Genomic DNA, 21,116 nt, shown 5'->3' with positions numbered 1-21,116 from the left:
CGCCACGGCACGGCACGAAGGCATCGGGCCCGGCGCCCGCGTGCGGTGCGGCGGAAGGTTCCCGGACCAGGGAGCGGACGCCCGCGTCCAGCGCGCAGCCGCTCGGAGCCGGGCCCGGTCCGGTCCGGGCTGTCCACGCGGCGGCCGGAGGCCAGGGCCACCGCCACCGCCTCCGATGTCCGCGGCGGCCGCCGCGGGACCGGCCCCGCTGCCCACCGGACATTCCGGCGGAGCGTTCTTCGGCCCCGGGCCGTGTCCGTTGGCGGGCGCCGCGGATCCGTCGGACCATCGGAGGAATCATCCGATGCCAGAGAGGGCGCCGTGCCGAACCGACGGGCCGAAGCGAAGGGACTGCGCTCGCTGCTCCGGGTCCCCCCGGGCGGCGGGACCGTCCGGCTCCGCGCCTACGACACCCGCGCCACCCCGGGCGGTCCGGCCGGCAAGCGTGAGGCGCGGGATGCCGTGCCCTATGCGCAGGACCGTCTGACCGCGCTACAGGAACGTCTCTTCGCGCAGGCCACCGCGGGCGATCCACGGTCCGTCCTCGTCGTCCTCCAGGGCACCGACACCTCCGGCAAGGGCGGCGCCGTCCGCCACCTCGCGGGCCTGCTCAACCCGGCCGGGTGCCGTATCACCGCCTTCAAGGCGCCGACGGCCGAGGAGAAGTCGCACCCCTTCCTCTGGCGCATCAAGCGGGCCCTCCCGCACGCGGGGCAGATCGGCATCTTCGACCGCTCCCACTACGAGGACGTGCTCGCCGCGCGTGTCCGCGGCGTGGTCCCACGGGAGGTCTGGGAGGAGCGCTTCGAGACCATCAACTCCTTCGAGGCATCCCTGGCCGACGACGGCGTCAGCGTCGTCAAGATCTTCCTCCACATCGGCTACGCCGAACAGCGCGCCCGCCTGCTCGCCCGCCTCGACAGCCCGTGCAAGCACTGGAAGTTCACCCTCGCCGACCTCGACGACCGTGCCCTGTGGCCCGCCTACCAGAAGGCGTACGAGGCGGTGCTGCACCGCTGTTCCACCGAGACGGCCCCCTGGTACGTCGTGCCCGCGGACCGCAAGTGGTACCGCGACTGGGCGGTGGGCCGGCTGCTGACGGAGCACCTGGAACTCATCGGCCCCGAGTGCCCGCCCGCGTCCTTCGACGTGGAGTACGCCCGCAAGCGGCTGCTCGGGGACTGAACGGGGCCCGGCCGCGGCCCGGTTCAGGCCGCGGGCCGCCGTGCGCGCAGGACCGCGGCCGAGTGCCCCGGCAGCATCAGGAAGCGGGAGCCCTCGGGGGAGGCGCAGGGGTGCCAGGAGGCGAGCACCTCGTAGCCCTCGTGACCGGGAGCCCCGGGCCGTACGGCGTCGTGCAGGGGGACCTCGGCCTCCTCGGGGGAGAGGTTCACCGCGACACGGAACGGGCCGCGTTCCAGGCACAGGGTGTGCTCGCCGGTGACGACCCGCACCGCGTCCAGGGCCGGGTCGGTCAGCGACGGCTCGGCGTGCCGCAGGGCGATGAGACGGCGGTACCAGGACAGCAGGCGGGCGTGCGTGGGCCTGTCGGGCTCGGACCAGTCCAGGCAGGAGCGCAGCCGGGTCGCGGGGTCCTGGGGGTCCGGGATGTCCTCGGCGTTCCAGCCGTGCGAGGCGAACTCGCGGCGCCGGCCGCGGGTGATGGCGGCGGCGAGTTCGGGGTCACCGTGGTCGGTGAAGAACTGCCAGGGTGTACGGGCCCCCCACTCCTCGCCCATGAAGACCATCGGGGTGAACGGCGAGGTGAACACGAGCACCGCGGCCGCCGCCAGCAGGCCCGGGGGCACGGTGGCGCCGAGCCGGTCGCCGGTGGCACGGTTGCCGATCTGGTCATGGGTCTGGGTGTACGCCAGGAAGCGGTGCCCGGGCACCGCCGCGCGGTCGACCGGGCGGCCGTGGCGGCGGCCGCGGAAGCCGGAGTAGGTGCCGTCGTGGAAGAAGACGCCCTCCAGCACCTTGGCGAGGGCCCCGGCCGGCGAGACGGCGAAGTCCGCGTAGTAACCGGCGGATTCCCCGGTGACGGCCGCGTGCAGGCTGTGGTGGAAGTCGTCGTTCCACTGGGCGTGCACACCGAGGCCGCCCGCGTCGCGGGGGGTGGTGGTGAGCGGGTCGTTGCGGTCGGACTCGGCGACCAGGAACAGCGGCCGGCCCAGCGAGGCCGACAGCGCGTCGACGGCCGTGGACAGCTCCTCCAGCAGGTGGACGGCGCGGGTGTCGACCAGGGCGTGCACGGCGTCGAGCCGCAGCCCGTCGAGGCGGTAGTCGCGCAGCCAGGCCAGGGCGCTGCCGACGAGGAAGTCGCGGACCTCGTCCGAGCCGGGGGCGTCCAGGTTGACGGCGTCGCCCCAGGGGGTGTGGTGCCGGTCGGTGAAGTACGGACCGAACCGCGGGAGGTAATTGCCCGAGGGGCCCAGGTGGTTGTGGACGACGTCCAGCACCACCCCGAGCCCGTGGCCGTGCGCGGCGTCCACGAACCGCTTGAGGCCGTCCGGGCCGCCGTAGGGCTCGTGGACCGCCCACAGCGACACGCCCTCGTAGCCCCAGCCGTGCGTGCCGGGGAACGGGCACACCGGCATCAGTTCGATGTGCGTGATCCCCAAGCCGGCCAGGTACGGGAGGTGCTCGACGGCCGCGTCGAAGGTGCCGGCGGTGGTGAAGGTGCCGACGTGCAGTTCGTACAGGACCGCGCCCGGCAGCGGGCGGCCCGCCCAGTCGTGGGCCCAGTCGAAGGCGCCGTGTTCGACGACCGCGCTGGGCCCGTCCGGTCCGTCCGGCTGGCGGCGGGAGCGGGGGTCGGGCAACGGCGGGCCCTCGTCGAGCGCGAACGCGTACCGCGAACCATGGCCGGCGGGCGCCTCGGCGCACCACCAGCCCTCGCGTCCGGGGTCGCGCTCCATGTCGTGAGCACGGCCGTCGACCCGTACCTCCACCTCACCGGCGTCCGGTGCCCACACGTCGAAGCGCATGGGCACCATGCTGCCCGCCGGCCGGGGGATCACACCAGGTTGACGCGCTCCTGGGTGACGGGATAACCCGCCTTGGCGAAATGCGCAGCCATCGGCAGATTGGTCCGGTCGGTGGCGGCGGCGATCTGCTCCGCACCGTGTGCGACCAGGTCGTGCGTGCACTCCACCAGCAGGTCGTACGCGTAGCCGTGGCCGCGCTGCGCGGGCAGGACGCCTATGAAACCGACGCAGTACGCGGTCGGATTGCGCGCGGGCACCTGGATGCCCGCGAGCTCGCCCTCGGGGGTGTACGCCAGCCGCCACCACTCGCGCGGCGACTGGAACCAGTTGAGTACGTCCAGCTCCTCGCGGGCGGCGGCGTCCGCGCCGTGCAGTTCCACGGCACGGCGGGTGTGCGCGTCGAGGCTGCCGGCCCCGATGCGCCTCAGCACGTCCAGGATCACGGCGTCGTCCGGCTCCGGCCGGTACTCCAGCCGTCCGGTGCGTTCGGGAATCCCGCACTCGGGTGTCCAGGTGTAGCGGTAGCGCTCGACGAGCAGCTCCATACCGGAGACGATCGCCGCGTCGATGCGGGTCTGGGCGGCCTCGCGGACCTCCCGTCGCTCCCGCCAGCCGGGCGGCAGCAGCAGTTCGAACTCGGCCTTGAGCGGCGCCGTCCGCAGCAACCGCACGGCGGCGTCGGCGTCGGTGAAGTCGAACCAGTCCAGTGCCACGGGCTTGTCGTCGGTGGGGGCGCCCCACCAGGCCGCGCGGGCGACGACCGTGCCGCCGCGCAGGGCGACCCAGGTCCAGTCGGGGCGGTACTCGCCGCCCTCGTCGGTCAAGGCGTACGTGTGGCCCATCAGGGACCGGCCGACCAGGCCGCCGTCCTCGGAAGCCAGGGAGTGGAAGAGATGTGTCTCGCCCGCGACAAGCGGGCGGATGACCAGGTCAGACATGAAGGGAGAAGTCCTTACGGGAAAGTGGAGCGCTCCCGGTCAGACGGAGATCGCCCTGCGGACATCGGGGCGGGAGCGCGGAGCGGTGAACAGGTGCATGGCTTCCGCCTCCTTCCTCGGTCAAGGGCGTGCGCCCACCGTACTCATGCCGACTCCGGGGCGTCCACTGCTTTTTGTGATCGCGCCCGGGGGGCGGGCGCCGCCGGGCCGGTCAACGGCGCGTCGGCGCGCGGCTTCTGGACACTCCGGGGCGTTCGGCCCGACAATCACGCACGTGAGCCACGAGTTCCCGACCCATTCCGCGCCGCCGTCCGCGCCGTCCGCACCACGGCCCACCGAGGCCGAGCGCGAGCGCGCCATCGAGGTGCTGCGCGGGGGTGCCGTGGACGGACGGCTCTCGCACGACACCTTCCTGCACCGGGTGGAGCTCGCGCTCACCGCCGGCCGTTCCGACGAGCTGGACGCCCTCATCGCCGATCTCCCGCCCGCCGAAGGGCGGATGGCACGGCTGGGCCGGTGGCTGGAGCACGGCGTCGCCAGGATCTCCGCCCTGCAGGTCCGCATCCGCGACGCCTGGCAGGCCGAGAAGCTGCCCCCGCTGCTCTTCCCCGCCGCCGGGCCGGTCCCGTTGCGCATAGGCCGCGACCTGTCCTGCGGTTTCCGCCTCAGCCACTCCTCCACTTCCCGCATCCACGCCGAACTGCGCCACGAGCACGGGATCTGGGTGCTGCGCGACCTCGGCTCCATGAACGGCACCTGGGTCAACGGGCGCCGGGTGATGGGCGCCGCCGTGGTCCGCCCCGGCGACCGGGTCACCTTCGGCGCCATGCACTTCCGTCTGACGACGGCCTGACGGCACGGCACGGCAGGCACGGCACGCTCCGCGGTCCTACCCCCCGATCAACGGCGCGTAGGGCCCGTGGTCGTCGTCGTCCACGTACGGCAGGAAGTCCGGCACCGTGCGCGCGGCGGTCGCCAGCAGCCGGGCCAGCACCTCGTCCGCGGGGGGCGGCGTCAGCCCGAGCGCGGCGGCCACCGCGTCCCGGGCGCGGTCGAATTCCGGCATGTCGGCGCGGATCTGCGCCTCCAGTTCGGGCAGCGGGAAACCGGCGGCGGCGTCGTGCCACAGGGGGCACACGACAACCAGCTCGACCGCCTCCGCCAGGCTCGCCGCGATCAGCGCCGCCTGGCCCTCGGAGTCCGCGTAGAGCACCGGCCGGGCGGGGTCGCCCTCCTTCCCCACCAGGAAGTACGTGCCTCCCGCGCCGTCCCCCGCTATCGGGTGCAGCGGATCGCCCGAGGGCAGGGTCAGTTCCTCCACCGGCGACCGCCGGGCGAGGTCGAAGTCGCCCGGCCACGCGAGGTACGCGACCACGGCCGGATCGTTCCCGATGCGGGCGAGCAGAGCCTCCGACGCGGCGGAGGCGTGCGATGCGTTCGATGCGTCCATGGGTGAAACGCTAGCCGCGGGGTCCGACAGTCCGGCCCCCGCAGCGGGGGTCGCGCCTCAGAGGTCGATGTCGCGCACCAGCAGTGCCACGGGCAGCCGGTCCAGCAGCGACTCCAGCGGCAGCACGCCCTCGAACCGGCGGTCCGTCAGCACCTCCGTCCATACCCCCTCGGGCAGCACCAGTTCGGTGCCGCGCCAGCCACCGGCCCCGGCCAGGCGCCGGGAGAGCCGGGTGACCACGGTCAGCGCCCGGCCGCCCCGGACGAAGGCGACGCAGTGCGCGCCGGCCGCGCCGCGGGCGTAGAGCGGCTCGTAGCCGGCCTGGGGGCCGGTGAACCACTGGGGCCGGGCCCGGCGCAGGCGCAGCGCGGCGACGGTCACGAGGCGCTTCTCGCTCGGCGGGCCGCCGGCCGCGCCCGGGTCGTAGGGCGCGCGGTTGGCGGGGTCGACGAGCAGCAGCTGCCGCTCCTCGTCGCCCTGGTAGACGTCCGGCACGCCGGGCATGGTCAGGTGCGTGAGGTGCGCGCCGAGGGTGTTGACGCGCTCGGGGGCCGCCAGCTCGTCCGCGATGCGCCCGGTGGCGAAGGCGGACGGGCCGCCGACCAGCTCCCGTACGAAGTCCGTCAGCTCCTGCTCGTACTCCGGACGCTGGTCGGTCCACGCGGTGCGCAGACCCGCCTCCCGCTCGGACTTGAGCATGGTGGCGGCGACCAGGTCCGCCGCGGCCGGGTCGCAGAAGACCGCGGCGTACTGCCACGCCTGGTACTCCACGTGCCGCTCGGGCAGCGGCACCCCACGGCCGGTCAGGTACGCGCGCAGCTGCTCCGAGGTCTCCGTCAGCCACCGCGCCCAGGGGCCGGGCAGCTCCGTGAGGGCGGCGAGGCGCGCGCGGACGTCGGCGCTGCGCTTGGTGTCGTGGGTGGAGCGCACGGTACCGGTCAGCGGCCAGTCCGAGCGCAGCCGCTCGCAGAAGGCGTGGAACTCCTCGGGCGAGGTGGCGGGGCGGGCGGGGTCGCGGCCCACTTCGTTGAGGCACAGCAGCGGGTAGTAGCGGTAGAAGGCGGTGTCCTCGGCGGATTTGGCGCGCAGCGCGGAGGAGACCTGCGCGAAGCGCACGGCGAAGTCGGCGGTGTCCTCGTCACCGCTCGCGCTCCCGCCGCCGTCCTCGTCGCCGTCCTCGCCTTCGGCCCCGAACCGTCCGAGCGCCAGGTCGCGGATCGTCTCGGCGGCCGGCAGCCCGGTGGCCTCGGCCACGGCCGCCAGCAGCGCGACGTCCTCCTCGGTCGCGGGCTCGCCGGGCACGACGTACGGGCGGTAGCGCGGCAGCCGCACCAGGGTCTCCCGGAGCGCCTCGCGCAGCACCCGCTCGTCCCCGCCGGTGGCCCGGACGGCGGCCCGGGTCAGCCGGTCCACCTCGGCGGCCAGGTCGTGGACGACGATCCGGCGCGCGGCGGCCCGCACGGTCGGCTCCCAGAGGCCGCCCCGGTCGGCGGCGGCGCCGGTGAACTCGCGGTAGAAGCCGGTGATCTCCTCGGCCCCGGCCGGGTCGGTGAACAGGCCGTCCAGGCGGTCGAGGGCGTCGTAGCCGGTGGTGCCCGCGCAGGCCCAGCCGGCCGGGAGGTGTTCGTCGCCGGTGAGGATCTTCTCCACGACCGTCCAGCGGCCGGCGGAGGCCTCGGCGAGCCGCCGCAGGTAGCCGGCCGGGTCGGCGAGTCCGTCGGGGTGGTCGACGCGCAGGCCGTCGGCCACGCCCTCGTCCAGCAGCCGCAGCAGCGTGGCGTGGGTGGCGGCGAAGACCTCGGGATCCTCGACGCGGACGGCGATGAGCTCGGAGATGGTGAAGAAGCGCCGGTAGTTCAGCTCGGAGCGGGCCTGCCGCCACCACGCCAGCCGGTACCACTGGGCGTCCAGCAGGCGGCGCAGCGGCAGTTCCTCGCTGCCGGCCCGCAGCGGGAAGGCGTGGTCGTGGTAGCGCAGGACGCGCTCGCCCGCGTCCCGGTCCCGTTCCACGCGCAGGTCGTCGAGCACGTCCTCCAGGGGCGCGCCGAGCACCGGCAGCAGCAGCCGGTCACCCTGGGCGGCCCAGTCGATGTCGAACCAGCGCGCGTACGGGGACTGCGGGCCCTCCCGGAGCACCTCCCACAGCGGACGGGCGAGGTACTCGGGCGCGGGCACCGCCATGTGGTTGGGCACGACGTCCAGCACCAGGCCGAGGCCGTGCGACCGGGCGGTGCGGGCCAGCGACCGCAGACCCTTCTCGCCGCCCAGTTCCTCGCGCACCTGGGTGTGGTCCACGACGTCGTAGCCGTGGGTGGAGCCGGGGACGGCCTGCAGCACGGGGGAGAGGTGGAGGTGGGAGACGCCGAGCGCGGCCAGATGGGGGACGACGGCCTCGGCGGCGGCGAAGGGGAAGTCCGGCTGGAGCTGCAGCCGGTAGGTGGCCGTCGGCACGGCGGGGGCGACAGCGGTCGGCGGGGTCGCGGCGCTTTCTGTCATAGCCTTCTGCCTACCCCGCCGACCGGTGTGGCCATCACACCGGGACGCCGGTTACGCCGGGCGTTGCAGCACCACCATGCTGCGGTCGGCCAGCCGCAGCCGGTCGCCCTGGGTCACCTTGCGCCCGGTGCCCGCCGGTACGCCCTCGGGACGCTGGGTGTCCACGACGACCTGCCACTCCTTGCCGTGGTTGACCGGCACCACGAAGTCCAGGGGCTCGTGCCAGGCGTTGCACAACAGCAGGAAGGAGTCGTCGGCGATGCGCTCCCCGCGGTCGCCCGGCTCGGAGATCGCGCTGCCGTTGAGGAAGACCACCAGGGCGTTGGCCTGGGCCTCCTGCCAGTCGTCCTGGGTCATCTCCTCACCCTCGGGGGTGAACCACGCGATGTCCGAGAGCTCGTCGTGCGTGCCCTCCATCGGCCGTCCGTGGAAGAAGCGGCGGCGCCGGAAGACCGGGTGGTCGCGGCGGAGCCACACCATCTGCCGGGTGAACTCGTGCAGCTGCTCGGTCCGCGCGTCGCCCTCCTTGGGCCAGGGCACCCAGGCGAGTTCGTTGTCCTGGCAGTAGGCGTTGTTGTTGCCCTGCTGGCTGCGGCCGAACTCGTCGCCGTGGGAGATCATCGGCACGCCCTGGGAGAGCATCAGGGTGGCGATGAAGTTGCGCATCTGGCGCTCGCGCAGGGCGAGCACCTCCTCGTCCTCGGTGTCTCCCTCGGCGCCGCAGTTCCAGGAGCGGTTGTGGCTCTCGCCGTCCCGGTTGCTCTCGCCGTTGGCCTCGTTGTGCTTCTCGTTGTACGACACCAGGTCGTGGAGGGTGAAGCCGTCGTGGCAGGTCACGAAGTTGATGGAGGCGAGCGGGCGGCGGCCGTCGTCCTGGTAGAGGTCGGAGGAGCCGGTCAGCCGGGAGCCGAACTCGGCGAGCGTGGCGGGCTCGCCGCGCCACAGGTCGCGGACCGTGTCGCGGAACTTGCCGTTCCACTCGGTCCACAGCGGGGGGAAATTGCCCACCTGGTAGCCGCCCTCGCCGACGTCCCACGGCTCGGCGATCAGTTTCACCTGGCTGACCACCGGGTCCTGCTGCACCAGGTCGAAGAACGACGACAGCCGGTCCACCTCGTGGAACTGCCGGGCGAGCGTCGCGGCGAGGTCGAAGCGGAAGCCGTCGACGTGCATCTCGGTGACCCAGTAGCGCAGCGAGTCCATGATCAGCTGGAGCACATGGGGGCTGCGCATCAGCAGCGAGTTCCCGGTGCCGGTGGTGTCCGTGTAGTAGCGCGGGTCGTCGGCCAGCCGGTAGTACGAGGCGTTGTCGATGCCCCGGAAGCACAGCGTCGGTCCCAGGTGGCTGCCCTCGGCGGTGTGGTTGTAGACCACGTCCAGGATCACCTCGATGCCGGCCTTGTGCAGCGCCCGCACCGCGGTCTTGAACTCCAGCACCTGCTGCCCGCGGTCGCCCATCGAGGAATACGCATTGTGCGGGGCGAAGAAGCCGAGCGTGTTGTAGCCCCAGTAATTGTGCAGCCCCTCGTCCACCAGACGGTGGTCGTGGACGAACTGGTGCACCGGCATCAGTTCCAGGGTGGTGACGCCGAGCTCCACCAGGTGCGAGATGACCGCCGGATGGGCGAGCGCCGCATAGGTGCCGCGGATCTCCTCCGGCAGCTCCGGGTGCAGCATCGTCAGGCCGCGCACATGGGCCTCGTAGATGACGGTGCGGTGGTAGTCGATGCGCGGGCTGCGGTCGTCGGTCCAGTCGAAGTAGGGGTTCACCACCACGGAGGACATCGTGTGCGGTGCGGAGTCCAGGTCGTTGCGGGACTCCGGCTGCCCGAACCGGTAGCCGTACACCGCCTCGTCCCAGTCGATCGAGCCGCTTATCGCCTTCGCGTACGGGTCCAGGAGCAGCTTCGCCGAGTTGCAGCGGTGACCCTGGGTGGGCTCGTGGGGCCCGTGGACCCGGAAGCCGTACCGCTGCCCGGGCATGATGCCCGGCACATAGGCGTGGCGGACGAAGGCGTCGGCTTCACGCAGCTCGACGGCGGTCTCCGACCCGTCGTCGTGGAGCAGACACAGCTCGATCCGCTCCGCCGCCTCCGAGAAGACCGCGAAATTGGTGCCGGCGCCGTCGTACGTGGCGCCGAGGGGATATGCCTGACCCGGCCAGACCTGCATGTCGTCGACTCTTCCACTTCACTGCCGGGCGCCGGTAGGCCGCACCCCCGGTCACAACGTGCCGAAAGGGCATCGTCACGCACCCGCACCCGCGATGGCACGCTATTGCCGAGATCTTCCCCGGTACGAGTGTTCCAATTCCCCTGCCTGCCGCAAGAATCCGCTTGCCGCAGGCAACCTGGGTCGTCGTGACGTCATCTGAACAGGTGACAGTACGGTACAGGAGGGACCTACGTGACAGATCAGGGGGAAAGCCGCCCCACGGGGAAATCGGGAGCGGCCGGACGCGGCGTCAGGCGCGTCTTATGGGGCGCCGGCATCGCCGTCGCCGCCACCGCGGTCATGGTGGGCATGACCCTGCCACGTTCCGCATCCGCGGGTGACGACCGCGCCACGACGGCCGGCTCCGCCGCCCCGTCGGGCGGGCCGGGCCGGCAGGACGACGGCAGCGGCAGCGGCACCGACGGCGGCCATGACACCGTGACGGAGATTCAGGCGCCCCAGGGCGGACAGCAGACCGGACGAGGGCCCCTGACCAAGGCCGAGGTCGACCGGGCGAAGTCCATAGCCCTGCAGCGCGACAGCCTGCGCAGTGCGCAGGACGTGGACGGCGGGCGCGGGCCCGAGTACCTCGACACCGACCTCGCGGACCCGGCGGACCCGGATGCGGACGCCGGCGCCGCCCGGACCGGCCAGGACCGCCGCGTCGAGGTGCTGTTCTACGACTACGGGCACGACCGGCTCGTGAAGAAGACCGTCAACCTCACGGCCGGCACCGTGGAGCACACCGACACCGCATCCGGCATGCAGCCGCCTCCCTCGGCCGACGAGACCACCGAAGCGGCCGCGCTGCTCATCAAGGACCCGCTCGGCGAGGGACTGCGGACCGACTTCGCGGCGGCCGCCAGGGGGATCAGGCTCACCTCGCCCGGTCAGCTGCGGCTGCGCGGCATCTCCTTCAACACCGCGGAGCAGTCCGGACCGGCCGCGTTGCGCAAGTGCGGCAAGCACCGGTGCGTACGCCTGTTCACACAGGTGAAGGACGGGCCGTGGATCGACACGACCCGGTTCGTCGTCGACCTCAGCGACCGCACCGTCGGCCGGATCCACTAAGAGCGGAGACCCAGCAACCATGCACACAGCGAACGTGCGCCGGGCCCTCGGTACGGCCTCGGCGCTCCTGCTCCTGCCCGCACTCGTCGCGGGGACGACGCCCGGCACGGCCACCGGGGCGACCGCGGCCCCACGCGCCGCCCAGGCGGCCGCCGGCTGCGGCACGGCGACCGTCATCACCAAGAAGCTGCCCAACGGAACCACCTGGACCATGTGCTGGCGCATCAGCGGCACCAAGGGCCTGGTCCTGGAGAGGATCGCCTACCAGCCGCGCAAGGAACCGCATCCCATCAGGGTGCTGAACTCCGCGGCGCTCGCCCAGGTCAATGTGCCCTACGACTCCGGCCTGACCGAGTACAACGACCTGTCGGACATCGGCTTCGGGAACACGGCCGTCGACATCGGCCCCGAGGAGTGCCCCGGCGGCACCATCGGCTCCGCCTACGTCCCGCAGCAGGAACGCACCGTCAAGGCGCTGTGCACCACCACCGCGCCGCACGGATACGCCTACCGCAGCGATGTCAACGACGAGCGGGGCAACGCAAGGAAGTACACCAAGCAGGGCAGTGACCTGGTGGTCTTCTCCGTCTCGCAGCTCGGCTGGTACGAGTACGTCACCCAGTGGAACTTCTCCGACGACGGCACCGTCACCGCCAAGGTCGGCGCCACCGGCGACCTGTCGCCCTCGGACTACAGCGGCGAGGGCACCGGGTGGCCCATCGGCAAGGGCGGCCACGACCACGCCACCAGCCACTACCACTCGGTCTTCTGGCGGCTGGACTTCGCCCCCGACGGCTCGACCCGCTCCAAGGTCGAGCAGTTCGACACCAAGAAGGCCGGCCGGGGGAGCGGTTCCGCCGTGCTCAAGACCACCAGGACCCCCGTCGCCAAGGAGCTGGCCGCCACGTCCGCGCTGCGCCGCTGGTGGCGCGTGGTCTCCACGGCCGGCAAGAACGCCGACCTGCACCCGCGCTCCTGGGAGGTGGTCCAGCAGCACTCCGACCACTACGACGCGCACGCCTACACCTCCAAGGACGTGTACGTCACCCAGTACCGCGCGTGTGAGCAACTGGCCGGCGGCAACAGCGACCCGGCCTGCAACGGCCGGGGCGCCTCGGTGGACAAGTGGGCGAACGGCGAGGCCCTGACGCACCCTGTGGTCTGGGTCAATGTCGGCTTCCACCACATTCCGCGTGACGAGGACCAGACGCCCATGCCGATCCACTGGCAGGGCTTCCAGCTCGTGCCCCGGGACGTCACCGCCATGAGCCCGCTCACCCCGGACGACCTCTCGGGCCACAACGGCCGTGCGCACTGAGGGATTTGGCCGGTGAAGCGAGTAAGCATGTGGTGAAGTAGCGTCGTTACGGCTGCACTGCCTCCCGCCCCGCAGTACCCTTCCTTGATCGTGTACGGGGGCGGGAAGGCGGGTGCAGTCGTGATGTCGGGAGGTCTGGTGCTCCCTGGTGGTGGTGATCAGGGGGACCAGGGCGGCATCGGCGAGGGGAACGGCACCGGAACCGCGTCCCTGGCACTGCCGCTGGAGATCGGAGCGGAACTGGACTGGGGCGCCGACGAGTGGGCCGAGGTGCGCACCCGCGCCCGCCGCGCCGGGCGGGCCTATGTGTGGCTCAATCTGGTCGAGCAGCGGCTCCGGGCCGTGGTGAACGCCATCCTGCGCCCCATCTACGAGCCCGTGCACGGCGAGGAGTGGGTGGTCGCCGCCGCGGGTCCCGCCGGGCACGAATGGGTCCAGCGCGCCGCCGCCGTGCGCGAGGTCAGCCGCCGCAAGGGCTTCCTGCTCGATCCCGCGGACGACAACATCCTCAGCTTCCTGACGCTGCCGCAGCTGCGTGAGCTGGTCGTGCAGCACTGGCCGTGCTTCGAGCCCTATCTCGACGACCGCCGGGACCTCGAACTCGCCCTGGACGAGTTGGAGGTGGCCCGGCATGTCGTCTCCCGCAACCGCGCGCTGTCCCGGACCGTCCTGGACCAGGCCGAGCGGGCCGCCGCCCGGCTGCTCGACGTGCTCGGCTCCGGCCCGGGCTATCCGTCCGCAGACCGCCTGCCCGTCGACGCCGTCGAGGAACTGGTCGCCGACCGCTACGCCGACGTCGTCGGGGTCTACCCGGACCGGGTGCGGCTCCAGCGGCAGCTGCCGGCCGAGGACCTGTTCGGTGCCGCCCGGCGGCTGGACGCCGTCGGTATCGGGCTCAACCTGCTCGTGCAGAACTACTCCGGCAAGCGGCTGGTGCGGCTCGCGGAGTCGGGCTGCCGTATGCGGCTGCTGTTCCTGAACCCCGCCAGCAGCGCGGTCCGGCGGCGCGAGCGCGAACTCGGCCTCGGCCGGGGCGAGCTGAGCCGCGCCGTCGAGATGAACATCATGCACATGCGCCGGGTACGGGCACGGCTGCGCGACCCCGGCGCCTTCGAGATCCGGGTCTTCGACGAGACCCCCCGCTTCACCGCCTACGTGGTGGACGGCGACACCGCGAACGGTGTCGCCGTCGTCCAGTCCTACCTGCGCAAGGCCCGGGGCATGGAGTCCCCGGTGATCATCCTGCGCGGCGGGCCGCGCGACCTGGTGCAGACCAAGGACGGCGAGGCGGCCGAGGCGGAGCAGGGGCTCTTCGGCATCTACCGCGAGGAGTTCGAGGGCGTGTGGGGGGACTCCCGGCCGGTGTCCTGACGCCGGTGTCCCGACGCCCGCGGCCGCCCGGCGGCGGGACTGTCAGTGCCGCACGGGATGATGGCAGAGCACACGGGGGAACCGCGGGAAGGACGTACGCCAATGGCCATGGGATGGCACCGGGAACTGCTGGTCGGCTTCGACCTGGAGACGACGGGCACGGATCCGCTCCGAGCGAGGATCGTCACGGCGGCCGTCACCGAGGTGAGGGACGGGGAGCCGATACGTCACCTGGGGTGGCTCGTCGATCCCGCAGTCCCCATCCCCGCCGAGGCCGCCGCCGTGCACGGCATCAGCAGCGAGCACGCGGCCGCACACGGCCGGCCGGCGGCCGAGGCGGTCGACGAGATCGCCGGCGCCCTCGTCGCCCACTGGGCGGCCGGTGTCCCGGTCGTCGTCTACAACGCGCCCTTCGACCTCAGTCTGCTGGCGGCGGAGCTGCGCAGGCATCAGCTGCCCTCCCTGGAGGAGCGGCTGGGCGGCGAGGTCGGCCCCGTCGTCGACCCGCTCGTCATGGACCGCAACCTCGACCGCTACCGCAAGGGCAAGCGGAATCTGGAGGCCGCCTGCCGCGAGTACGGCGTCACCCTCGACGACGCGCACGAGGCGAGCGCGGACGCGCTGGCCGCCGTCCGGGTCGCCTGCGCCATCGCCGAGCGCTACCCGCGGGCCGTCGGCGGCCTGCGTGAACTGCACCGGTCCCAGATCGGCTGGTACGCCGACTGGGCCGAGGGCTACCAGCGCTGGCTGGTCCGCCAGGGCGGCGCTCCCGAGGTCGAGATCGACACGCGCTGGCCACTGCGCGAGCCCGTCTGAGGGCACGTCCGGTGCCGGGGCACGGCGTGGGCGTGCTTCGGAAGTCCTCCCAGCCTTCGGCCGGGGGAGTCCCCACGCTGTATTGCCGAAACGTCCGGGCAGCCCGGCCACGCCGACCGCGGGGCCGGCTCTCCGCCGTGCGATGCACCGCGCCTGGGGCGCCCCCAGCGGCAGCCCGCACAGCCGCGGGACCCGCACGAAGGCCCCTAGAACGCGTGCCAGCGCACCGCCGGGTCGCCGTCGCGCAGGGACGCGACACGGCGCCGGAACTCGGCCAGGGCCGCCGGGTTGCCGGGCGCGTGCTGGGCGACCCAGGCGCAGCTGGCGGTCTCGCGGGCGCCGCGCAGCACGGCGCAGCCCTCCCAGTCGCGGACGTCCCAGCCGTAGGCGGCGGTGAAGGCGTCGTAGGCCGCCGTGCCGAGCCCGTAGCGGTCCCGGCTGAGCGCCATGACGACGAGATCGTGCTCGCGCAGATCGCTGGAGACGGTCTCCAGGTCGACCAGCACGGGTCCTTGCGGGCCGACGTGGACATTGCGCGGCAGCGCGTCGCCGTGGATCGGGCCCGGCATGATGTGCGGTGTCAGGGCGGCGGCCGCGGCGGCGAACCCGTCGCGCCGCTCGCGCAGATACGCGGCGTCGGCCGGGTCGACCGCCGTGCCCGCGAGCCGCAGCCAGCGCTCCACCCCGTCCAGCAGATCGCGGCGGGGCAGGGCGAAGTCCGGTTCCGGCAGGGCGTGCACAAGCCGCAGCAGCGCGGCCAGGTCGGCGGGTTCCGCGGGGCGCACGGTGTCCGGCAGGCGCTCCCAGTACGTCACCGGGTGGCCGTCCACGAGCCGGGCCTCCGGGTCCGCCGCGCGCACGGCGGGCACCCCGTGCGCGGCGAGCCATGTCGCCGTGCGCAGTTCGCGGGCGGCCCGCTCCAACAGCTCGGGACCGCGACCGACCTTCGCGACGGCGGCGCCGCCGGCGAGTTCGAAGACCGCGTTCTCACCGAGCGCGATCAGCTTCGCCTGGTGGTGCCCGTCCGCCGCGAGCACGGCCCGCGCGAGCTCTTCGGTGAACGCCATACGGCGATGATCGCAGATCAGTACGCTGGGCCGGTGGACGAGGTCGCAGTGATGACGTTCTGTGAGGCGCTGCCCGAGCTGCGGCGCACCGCGCTCGCCGACCCCGACGAGGCGGCCGAGGTCGAGGCGGTCGCGCAGGCCGTCCGCGAGGGCCGGGGGGACCTGCGCGTCGTGGGCGACCTGGCGCAGCGGCTCGGCGTCCGTCTGGCCGGCCGGCGCACCGACGGCGGGTCGTACGTCACCGTGCCTGGGCTCGCCGGTGGGGGCGGCGGCATCCTCCGCTACCTCTGCCCGCGCGGTACGTGCCCGCGGAGCGCGGACCCCACGGCGTCCGTCTCCGCGCCGCGCTGCGAGGTCTGGGGCGCCGAACTGCGACACGTGCGGTACTAGCGGTGTCCGGCGTGCTGGACACGATCGGCGGCAAGCTCGCCGAACGCTGGGTCGCCCTGCTGGCCCTGCCGGGCACCCTCTTCCTCGGCACCGCCTGGGCCGCGCATGTGCTGGGCGCACGGCGGCCGTTCGACGTCGCGCGGCTGCTGCGGGAGGTGGAGCGCGTGGCCGGCTGGACCGACGGCCACGGCGCGGCCGGGGTGGTCCTGGTGCTGGTCGCCCTGCTGCTGCTCGCGGTCGTCCCCGGGCTCGTGGTGCAGCTGCTCGCGCGCGGCGTCCAGCTGCTGTGGCTCGGGCCGTGGCCGGGTGGCACCGGTGAACGCTTCGTCCGCCGGCGGCGTGCGCGGCGGGCCCGTGCCGACGAGCGGGTCGCGGAGCACCTCCGGCGCTACGAGGCCGGCGGCGATCCCGCCGAACTCGCCGCGGCCCACGCGGCGGAGGCCCGCCGTGACCGCGTCTCCTTGCTGCCGCCCGCCCGGCCGACACGCATGGGGGACCGCATCCACGCCCTGGAGCACCGCGTCGGGGAGTACTACGCCCTGCCCTTCGTGATGCTGTGGCCGCGGCTGTGGCTCGCCGCGCCCGCATCGGACCGCGCGGAGATCCGCGCCGCCGCCGCCTCCTTCGACGCGGCGGCCCGGCTGTCCGCCTGGGGCCAGCTCTACGTCCTGCTCGCGGCGGCCACTTTCTGGTGGCCCGCCCTGATCGCCGGAGCCGTCGTGATGGCCGCGGCGTGGCGGACCGGGCGCGAGCGCCTGTTCGTCCTCGCCGATCTGGCCGACGCTCTCGTCGACCTGCGCATGCGGTCCGTCGCCCGCGCGGCCGGCCTGCGCGTACCTCTGGGGCCGGTGGCGCCGGCGACGTGGCTGGAGCTGGATCTGCTGCTGCGTCGCCGGCGGTGACGCCGCGCGGCGGCGCGAGTGCGCGGTCCATGTCCGGGCGGGGCTTCCGGATCCCTCCGCGCGTGAAACCGGGCGCGAGCGCCTGTTCGTCCTCGCCGATCTGGCCGACGCTCTCGTCGACCTGCGCATGCGGTCCGTCGCCCGCGCGGCCGGCCTGCGCGTACCTCTGGGGCCGGTGGCGCCGGCGACCTGGCTGGAGCTGGATCTGCTGCTGCGTCGCCGGCGGTGACGCCGCGCGGCGGCGCGAGTGCGCGGTCCATGTCCGGGAGCGGGACTTCCGGATCCCTCCGCGCGCGAGGCCGAGGCCCTTTCCCATCAGTTCGGTTCCCGGGGGACGGCGCGTGACGGAGCACGGCGAGCGGCTTGCCCGGGCTTCAGCGACCGATATGGACGAAGGCCGCCCAGGCCTCGGGGGAGCGCGCGTAACGAGTGCGCAGAGTGCGGGTGATGCGGCTGAGGGCACGGCCGGCGTCGAGGGAGGAGACGGCACCCGGGGCGGGCGCCCGCAGCGCCGTGTAGAGGTGCCCGGCCAGGGCGGCGGAGGTGGTGTCGTCGGCCTCCCAGAGGGCGCCGACGACCTGGGGGTATCCCGCGACCTGGAAGGCGGAGGCCAGATGGACCGCCTCGTCGGGCAGCGGGCCGGAGTGCGCGGTGTGGCAGGCCAAGAGCACCGCGAGTTCGGCGTAGCGCAGCTCCTGCCGGGAGACGTCGCCGACGCTGAGCGTCCCGCCGTGCAGCGCGAGGTGGCTGGCGGAGGGATCGGCCGCGTCGCTGACGCCGTGGCAGGCGAAGTGCACCCAGCGTGCGGTGCGCAGCGCCTTCAGCACCCGTCCGGGCGTCGCCGCCTCGCCCTCCAGGGCCCGTACGCCGCCCAGGGCTTCGGAGATCGCGGCGATCTCGTAGCCGGAGGCGCCCGCCGAGCCTCCGCGCCCGGTCGGCCGGCCGACCGCGAGCAGCCGGCCCCCGGTGCGGCCCGAGGGAGCCCGGCGGGCGTGCCGCAGACCACGCAGGGTGGGGGTGTAGGAGGACGCGACGCGGTCGAGGACCGAACGGCGCTCCGCGAGCTGGTCCCTGCGCTGCAACCCGGCCGCGTGCAGGGGCAGATACGCGAGCGGACCGGAGGCCGACCACCACAGCCTGGGCACGTCCGCCGCGGGCGCGTCCGGCGGCAGCGGCCGCGTGAGGCCGAGCGCGCACAGTACCGGCTCGGCGGTCGTGTGCCAGAGCCACTCGAGGGTGTCCAGGACGGTCTCCCGCGCGCGTTCGTGCTCCTCGCGGGGTGCTTCCAGGCGCAGGTTCACCGCCGCGAGGAACTTCTGGGCGCGCAGGGCAATCTGACCTTCTGTCAGATCGCGTAGCGGTACGACGATGATGCGCCGCTCGGTGACGACGAGCGCGTCGCAGCGCAACCGGTCGACATTGACCACGACGACGGGGCCCTCGGCGGCGACCGCCCGCATCTCCTCCTCGGTCGGCGGCAGCAGGAAGCGCTCGAAGCCCGGGCGGGCGCGCACCCGCATCAGCAGCGCCTCCCATTCGGCCGCCGCGATGTGCCGTTCCAGGTACCCCTGGGTCCCGGTGTCCGCCGTGCCCGCCTCGTCGGGCGTCTCGGCCCGCCGCAGACGCGCCGCGAGCGTCCGGAACTCCGCTGCCAGCGCCGGGTGCGCGGCGGCGAGACCGCCGAGATCGGCGCGGCCCTCCAGATCCTGGTTCATCAGGACCGCGCGGCCCTCTTCCAGCAGGGCGAGGCCCTGCGCGGGGCGTCCGGCGGCGATGGCCGCCGCGCACCCCGTGCGGCTGAGGCTGGTGCCGGTCAGCGGGTCCGGGTGCCCGGCGGCGTCCGGATCGCCGGCCCGGTCCGTGCCGAGGTGGGCGACCGGGTACCGGCCGCCCAGGAGCGCCCGGTCCAGCAGGGTCCGGCGGTCGTCCCGGCCCAGCGCGCGCGAGGTCATCAGGGGCAGGGCCTCCAGGGCGCGTTCCGCCGCGTCGGCGGCGTCGCCCCAGGCGTGGCGCTCCAGGGCGTCGCCCATCGCGATCCGCGCCGACTCGAAGCGCACCGCCGGCACTTCACCGTCGAACACGCCCGCGAGCGCGACCTCCGCCGCCCGCGCCTCCTCGGCGTCACCGCGCACGGTCGCGTCGGTGAAGTCCGCCCAGTGGCCGTAGGAGCTCACCATGCCGCCCAGCAGGTCCGCCAGGCCCGGGGTCTCCCGGACACGCCGGGCCGCCCGTGCGATCAGCCGGCGTGCCTCGGCGGCCTGGACGGGATTCTGCGTCAGACCGGCGAGGTTGGTCAGCGCGTTGGCGTACTCGATCTCGCCGGCGAGGCGGGGCGGGCTGTCCTCGGGCAGCCGGTCGAGGGCGGCGCGCAGGTCCTCGCAGCAGACGCGCAGGGCGGCGGCGTCCATGGCGATCAGGGCGCGCATGTGCTGCCACGGCGCGGCGGCGAGAACGAGGTCGGTGTGGCCGCGGGACCCGTACGGCAACTCGGCAAGGAGGCGGTCCCCGAGGGCGGCGGCCTCGTCGATGACGGCGGCGTCCTGGTCCTGGGTGTAGCGCATGGCGATGACGGCCATCAGCACGCCCGCGGCCTGGGCGCGTTCGGGGCTGCCGGGCGCCGCGTCGTCCACGAGTGCCCGCAGCTTCCGCTCGGCGTCGGCCACGAAGGCCGGGTCGAAGGCCGTCCCGGCTCCGGGGCCCTTCGTCAGCGCCTGCACGAGGGGCGCGAGTTCGGGCGGTACGGCGACCGCGATGGGCGGGTCCTGGGCCGCCGGGGGCTCCGGTCCGGGCTCGTGCCGGGGCTCCGGCGGTTCCGGCGGCGCGGGCCGCGGCCCGGCCTGCGGCCCGTCGGTGCGCGCGCCGGGCGGTGGCAGTACCGTCCGCACCTGCATCGGCGGCAGCGCGGGCGCGACACGCATCATCATCGGCAGGAACTTCGCCGCCATCGAGCCCAGCGTGCGGGGGAACCGCCTGATCGCGGAGTGAAGTCGGCCCACGTGGGCCGCCTTGTCCGCGATGTGCGGCAGCAGCGGGTGCCCCGGCGGCAGCCGCCGCAGGACCTCCCCGAGCATCCGCCCGGCCTCGTCGGCGTCGGCCGCGTCCCACGCCACGACAGCGCGGGCGGCCAGCAGCGAGGCCATGTTGATCTCGTACGCGGCGTTGTCGTCCGGCAGGCCTTCGGCGCGGTAGGCCTCCAGGTGCTCCATGGCCTCGTCGACGATTTCCCGTTCCGGCGCCCACGGCAGGGTGCACATCAGGGCGACGGCCAGGGCGAAGTGCACGGTGCGGACCTCATGCCGGTCGCGCACACCGCCCGAGGCCGTCTGACCCCACGTCGCGGCCAGTGCCAGCCGGCCGCCCCGCACGGCGACGTCCACGGCGTCCCGGTCCTGGGGATGCGCCCGCACCCAGGCGACGCCCGCGAGCACCGCGACCCGGCCCGCGTCGGGGGCGTCGACGTGTTCCGGGGACACCCCCTCCAACGCGGTGCGGGCTCGCGGCCACAGGGCCGGCAGTTCGCCGGTGGCCCCGCACTCGTACCGGATCAGCGCCGCGTGCACGAGCCCGGCCAGCAGCCCCGGGCGGCTCAGGTCGTCCGGCGGCAGAGTGGCGAGCAGCGCGTCCACCCGTGCCTCGATCGCGTCCGCCGGCGCGAACGGCCGCTGCGCGGGCCCGCCCGGGTAGCGGGCGGCCACCGACACGAGGTCGTCGGGAGAGCGGTGCTGGGTCTGCGCGGCCAGCTGATGGCGCACCTCGGCGGACACCCGAAAGTCCCCGTACATGGCCAAAGTGCGCTGCGCCAGCTGCAGATGGAGCACCAGCCGCGCACGCAGCGGGTGATCCCGGGGCGCCGTGTCCAGCGCCAGGACGATCAGCGCGAGCGCGGCGGCGGCCGCGGCCCGGCGCTCACCGCCCCAGGCGGCACGCAGCAGCGCGGCGGCCGCCCGCAGCAGGCTGCCCGGGGTCGTGCCGGCACCGGCGACGATGGAGTCGGTCCGGGGCGGGGCGGACAGCCCGAAGCGTGTCAGCATCCGGTCCACCGCCGCGCGTGCGTCGCTCATGCACCGTCCCCCGGTCGCCCCGTCGTGTGCCGCGT

The 21,116-nt window shown here is 73.9% G+C and carries 15 protein-coding genes; 8 read left to right on the top strand and 7 right to left on the bottom strand.

The features are described from left to right. The first annotated feature begins 321 nt into the window (after positions 1-321). Positions 322-1,185, top strand: a complete 864-nt coding sequence (locus tag RV983_RS09710; RefSeq protein WP_475985389.1) for a PPK2 family polyphosphate kinase — start codon at positions 322-324, stop codon at positions 1,183-1,185. A gap of 23 nt (positions 1,186-1,208) precedes the next feature. Here RV983_RS09710 and treZ read toward each other — a convergent pair whose 3' ends face one another. Together treZ and RV983_RS09700 are read right to left on the bottom strand one after the other, a co-directional pair. Continuing rightward, positions 1,209-2,987: a malto-oligosyltrehalose trehalohydrolase gene (gene treZ / locus RV983_RS09705; protein ID WP_475985388.1), complete on the bottom strand. Its 1,779-nt coding sequence runs from the start codon at positions 2,985-2,987 to the stop codon at positions 1,209-1,211. Positions 2,988-3,016: 29 nt separating this feature from the next. After that, positions 3,017-3,925, bottom strand: a complete 909-nt coding sequence (locus RV983_RS09700; protein WP_475985387.1) for a GNAT family N-acetyltransferase — start codon at positions 3,923-3,925, stop codon at positions 3,017-3,019. A 274-nt stretch (positions 3,926-4,199) separates the two neighbouring features. On the opposite strand from RV983_RS09700, the gene RV983_RS09695 reads away from it, so the two are divergent. After that, the gene (locus RV983_RS09695) at positions 4,200-4,778 is read left to right on the top strand and encodes an FHA domain-containing protein (RefSeq protein WP_475985386.1); all 579 of its coding nucleotides are present in this window, start codon (positions 4,200-4,202) and stop codon (positions 4,776-4,778) included. Positions 4,779-4,814: 36 nt separating this feature from the next. On the opposite strand, the gene RV983_RS09690 is transcribed toward RV983_RS09695, so the two are convergent. Genes RV983_RS09690 through glgX form a run of 3 tightly spaced genes read right to left on the bottom strand, consistent with a single transcriptional unit; the run spans position 4,815 to position 10,043 of the window. Continuing rightward, complete coding sequence (locus tag RV983_RS09690) at positions 4,815-5,375, bottom strand: hypothetical protein (RefSeq protein ID WP_475985385.1); 561 nt, start codon at positions 5,373-5,375, stop codon at positions 4,815-4,817. A 57-nt stretch (positions 5,376-5,432) separates the two neighbouring features. Beyond that, positions 5,433-7,871, bottom strand: a complete 2,439-nt coding sequence (gene treY / locus RV983_RS09685; RefSeq protein WP_475985384.1) for a malto-oligosyltrehalose synthase — start codon at positions 7,869-7,871, stop codon at positions 5,433-5,435. Positions 7,872-7,922: 51 nt separating this feature from the next. Next, entirely contained in the window at positions 7,923-10,043 is a 2,121-nt protein-coding gene (glgX, locus tag RV983_RS09680) for a glycogen debranching protein GlgX (RefSeq protein ID WP_475985383.1), read from the bottom strand. 351 nt (positions 10,044-10,394) lie between these two features. Between glgX and RV983_RS09675 the strand changes: the two genes are divergently transcribed. The 4 genes from RV983_RS09675 to RV983_RS09660 all read left to right on the top strand — a co-directional run bounded on the left by RV983_RS09675 (position 10,395) and on the right by RV983_RS09660 (position 14,661). After that, positions 10,395-11,156 carry a Tat pathway signal sequence domain protein gene (locus RV983_RS09675; protein WP_475985382.1) on the top strand — a complete coding sequence of 254 codons (762 nt, stop codon included), beginning with the start codon at positions 10,395-10,397 and terminating at the stop codon, positions 11,154-11,156. Positions 11,157-11,175: 19 nt separating this feature from the next. Continuing rightward, positions 11,176-12,474, top strand: a complete 1,299-nt coding sequence (locus tag RV983_RS09670) for a copper amine oxidase (protein WP_475985381.1) — start codon at positions 11,176-11,178, stop codon at positions 12,472-12,474. Between the two features lie 123 nt (positions 12,475-12,597). Next, the gene (locus RV983_RS09665; RefSeq protein ID WP_475985380.1) at positions 12,598-13,845 is read left to right on the top strand and encodes an SAV2148 family HEPN domain-containing protein; all 1,248 of its coding nucleotides are present in this window, start codon (positions 12,598-12,600) and stop codon (positions 13,843-13,845) included. Positions 13,846-13,953: 108 nt separating this feature from the next. Then, positions 13,954-14,661, top strand: a complete 708-nt coding sequence (locus tag RV983_RS09660) for an exonuclease domain-containing protein (protein WP_475990271.1) — start codon at positions 13,954-13,956, stop codon at positions 14,659-14,661. 206 nt (positions 14,662-14,867) lie between these two features. Here the strand turns inward: RV983_RS09660 and RV983_RS09655 are convergent, their stop codons facing one another. Further along, positions 14,868-15,728 (bottom strand): phosphotransferase enzyme family protein, encoded by an 861-nt coding sequence (locus RV983_RS09655; RefSeq protein ID WP_475985379.1) that lies wholly within the window; start codon positions 15,726-15,728, stop codon positions 14,868-14,870. 33 nt (positions 15,729-15,761) lie between these two features. Between RV983_RS09655 and RV983_RS09650 the strand changes: the two genes are divergently transcribed. Both RV983_RS09650 and RV983_RS09645 read left to right on the top strand, forming a co-directional pair. Further along, the gene (locus tag RV983_RS09650; protein WP_475985378.1) at positions 15,762-16,118 is read left to right on the top strand and encodes a hypothetical protein; all 357 of its coding nucleotides are present in this window, start codon (positions 15,762-15,764) and stop codon (positions 16,116-16,118) included. Between the two features lie 11 nt (positions 16,119-16,129). After that, positions 16,130-17,020 (top strand): hypothetical protein, encoded by an 891-nt coding sequence (locus tag RV983_RS09645; RefSeq protein ID WP_475985377.1) that lies wholly within the window; start codon positions 16,130-16,132, stop codon positions 17,018-17,020. A 374-nt stretch (positions 17,021-17,394) separates the two neighbouring features. On the opposite strand, the gene RV983_RS09640 is transcribed toward RV983_RS09645, so the two are convergent. Then, complete coding sequence (locus RV983_RS09640; protein WP_475985376.1) at positions 17,395-21,081, bottom strand: CHAT domain-containing protein; 3,687 nt, start codon at positions 21,079-21,081, stop codon at positions 17,395-17,397. Positions 21,082-21,116: the final 35 nt, after the last annotated feature.

It is taken from the genome of Streptomyces sp. RLA123 (genome assembly GCF_056270165.1).
This window is presented reverse-complemented; position numbering and strand designations above follow the sequence as displayed.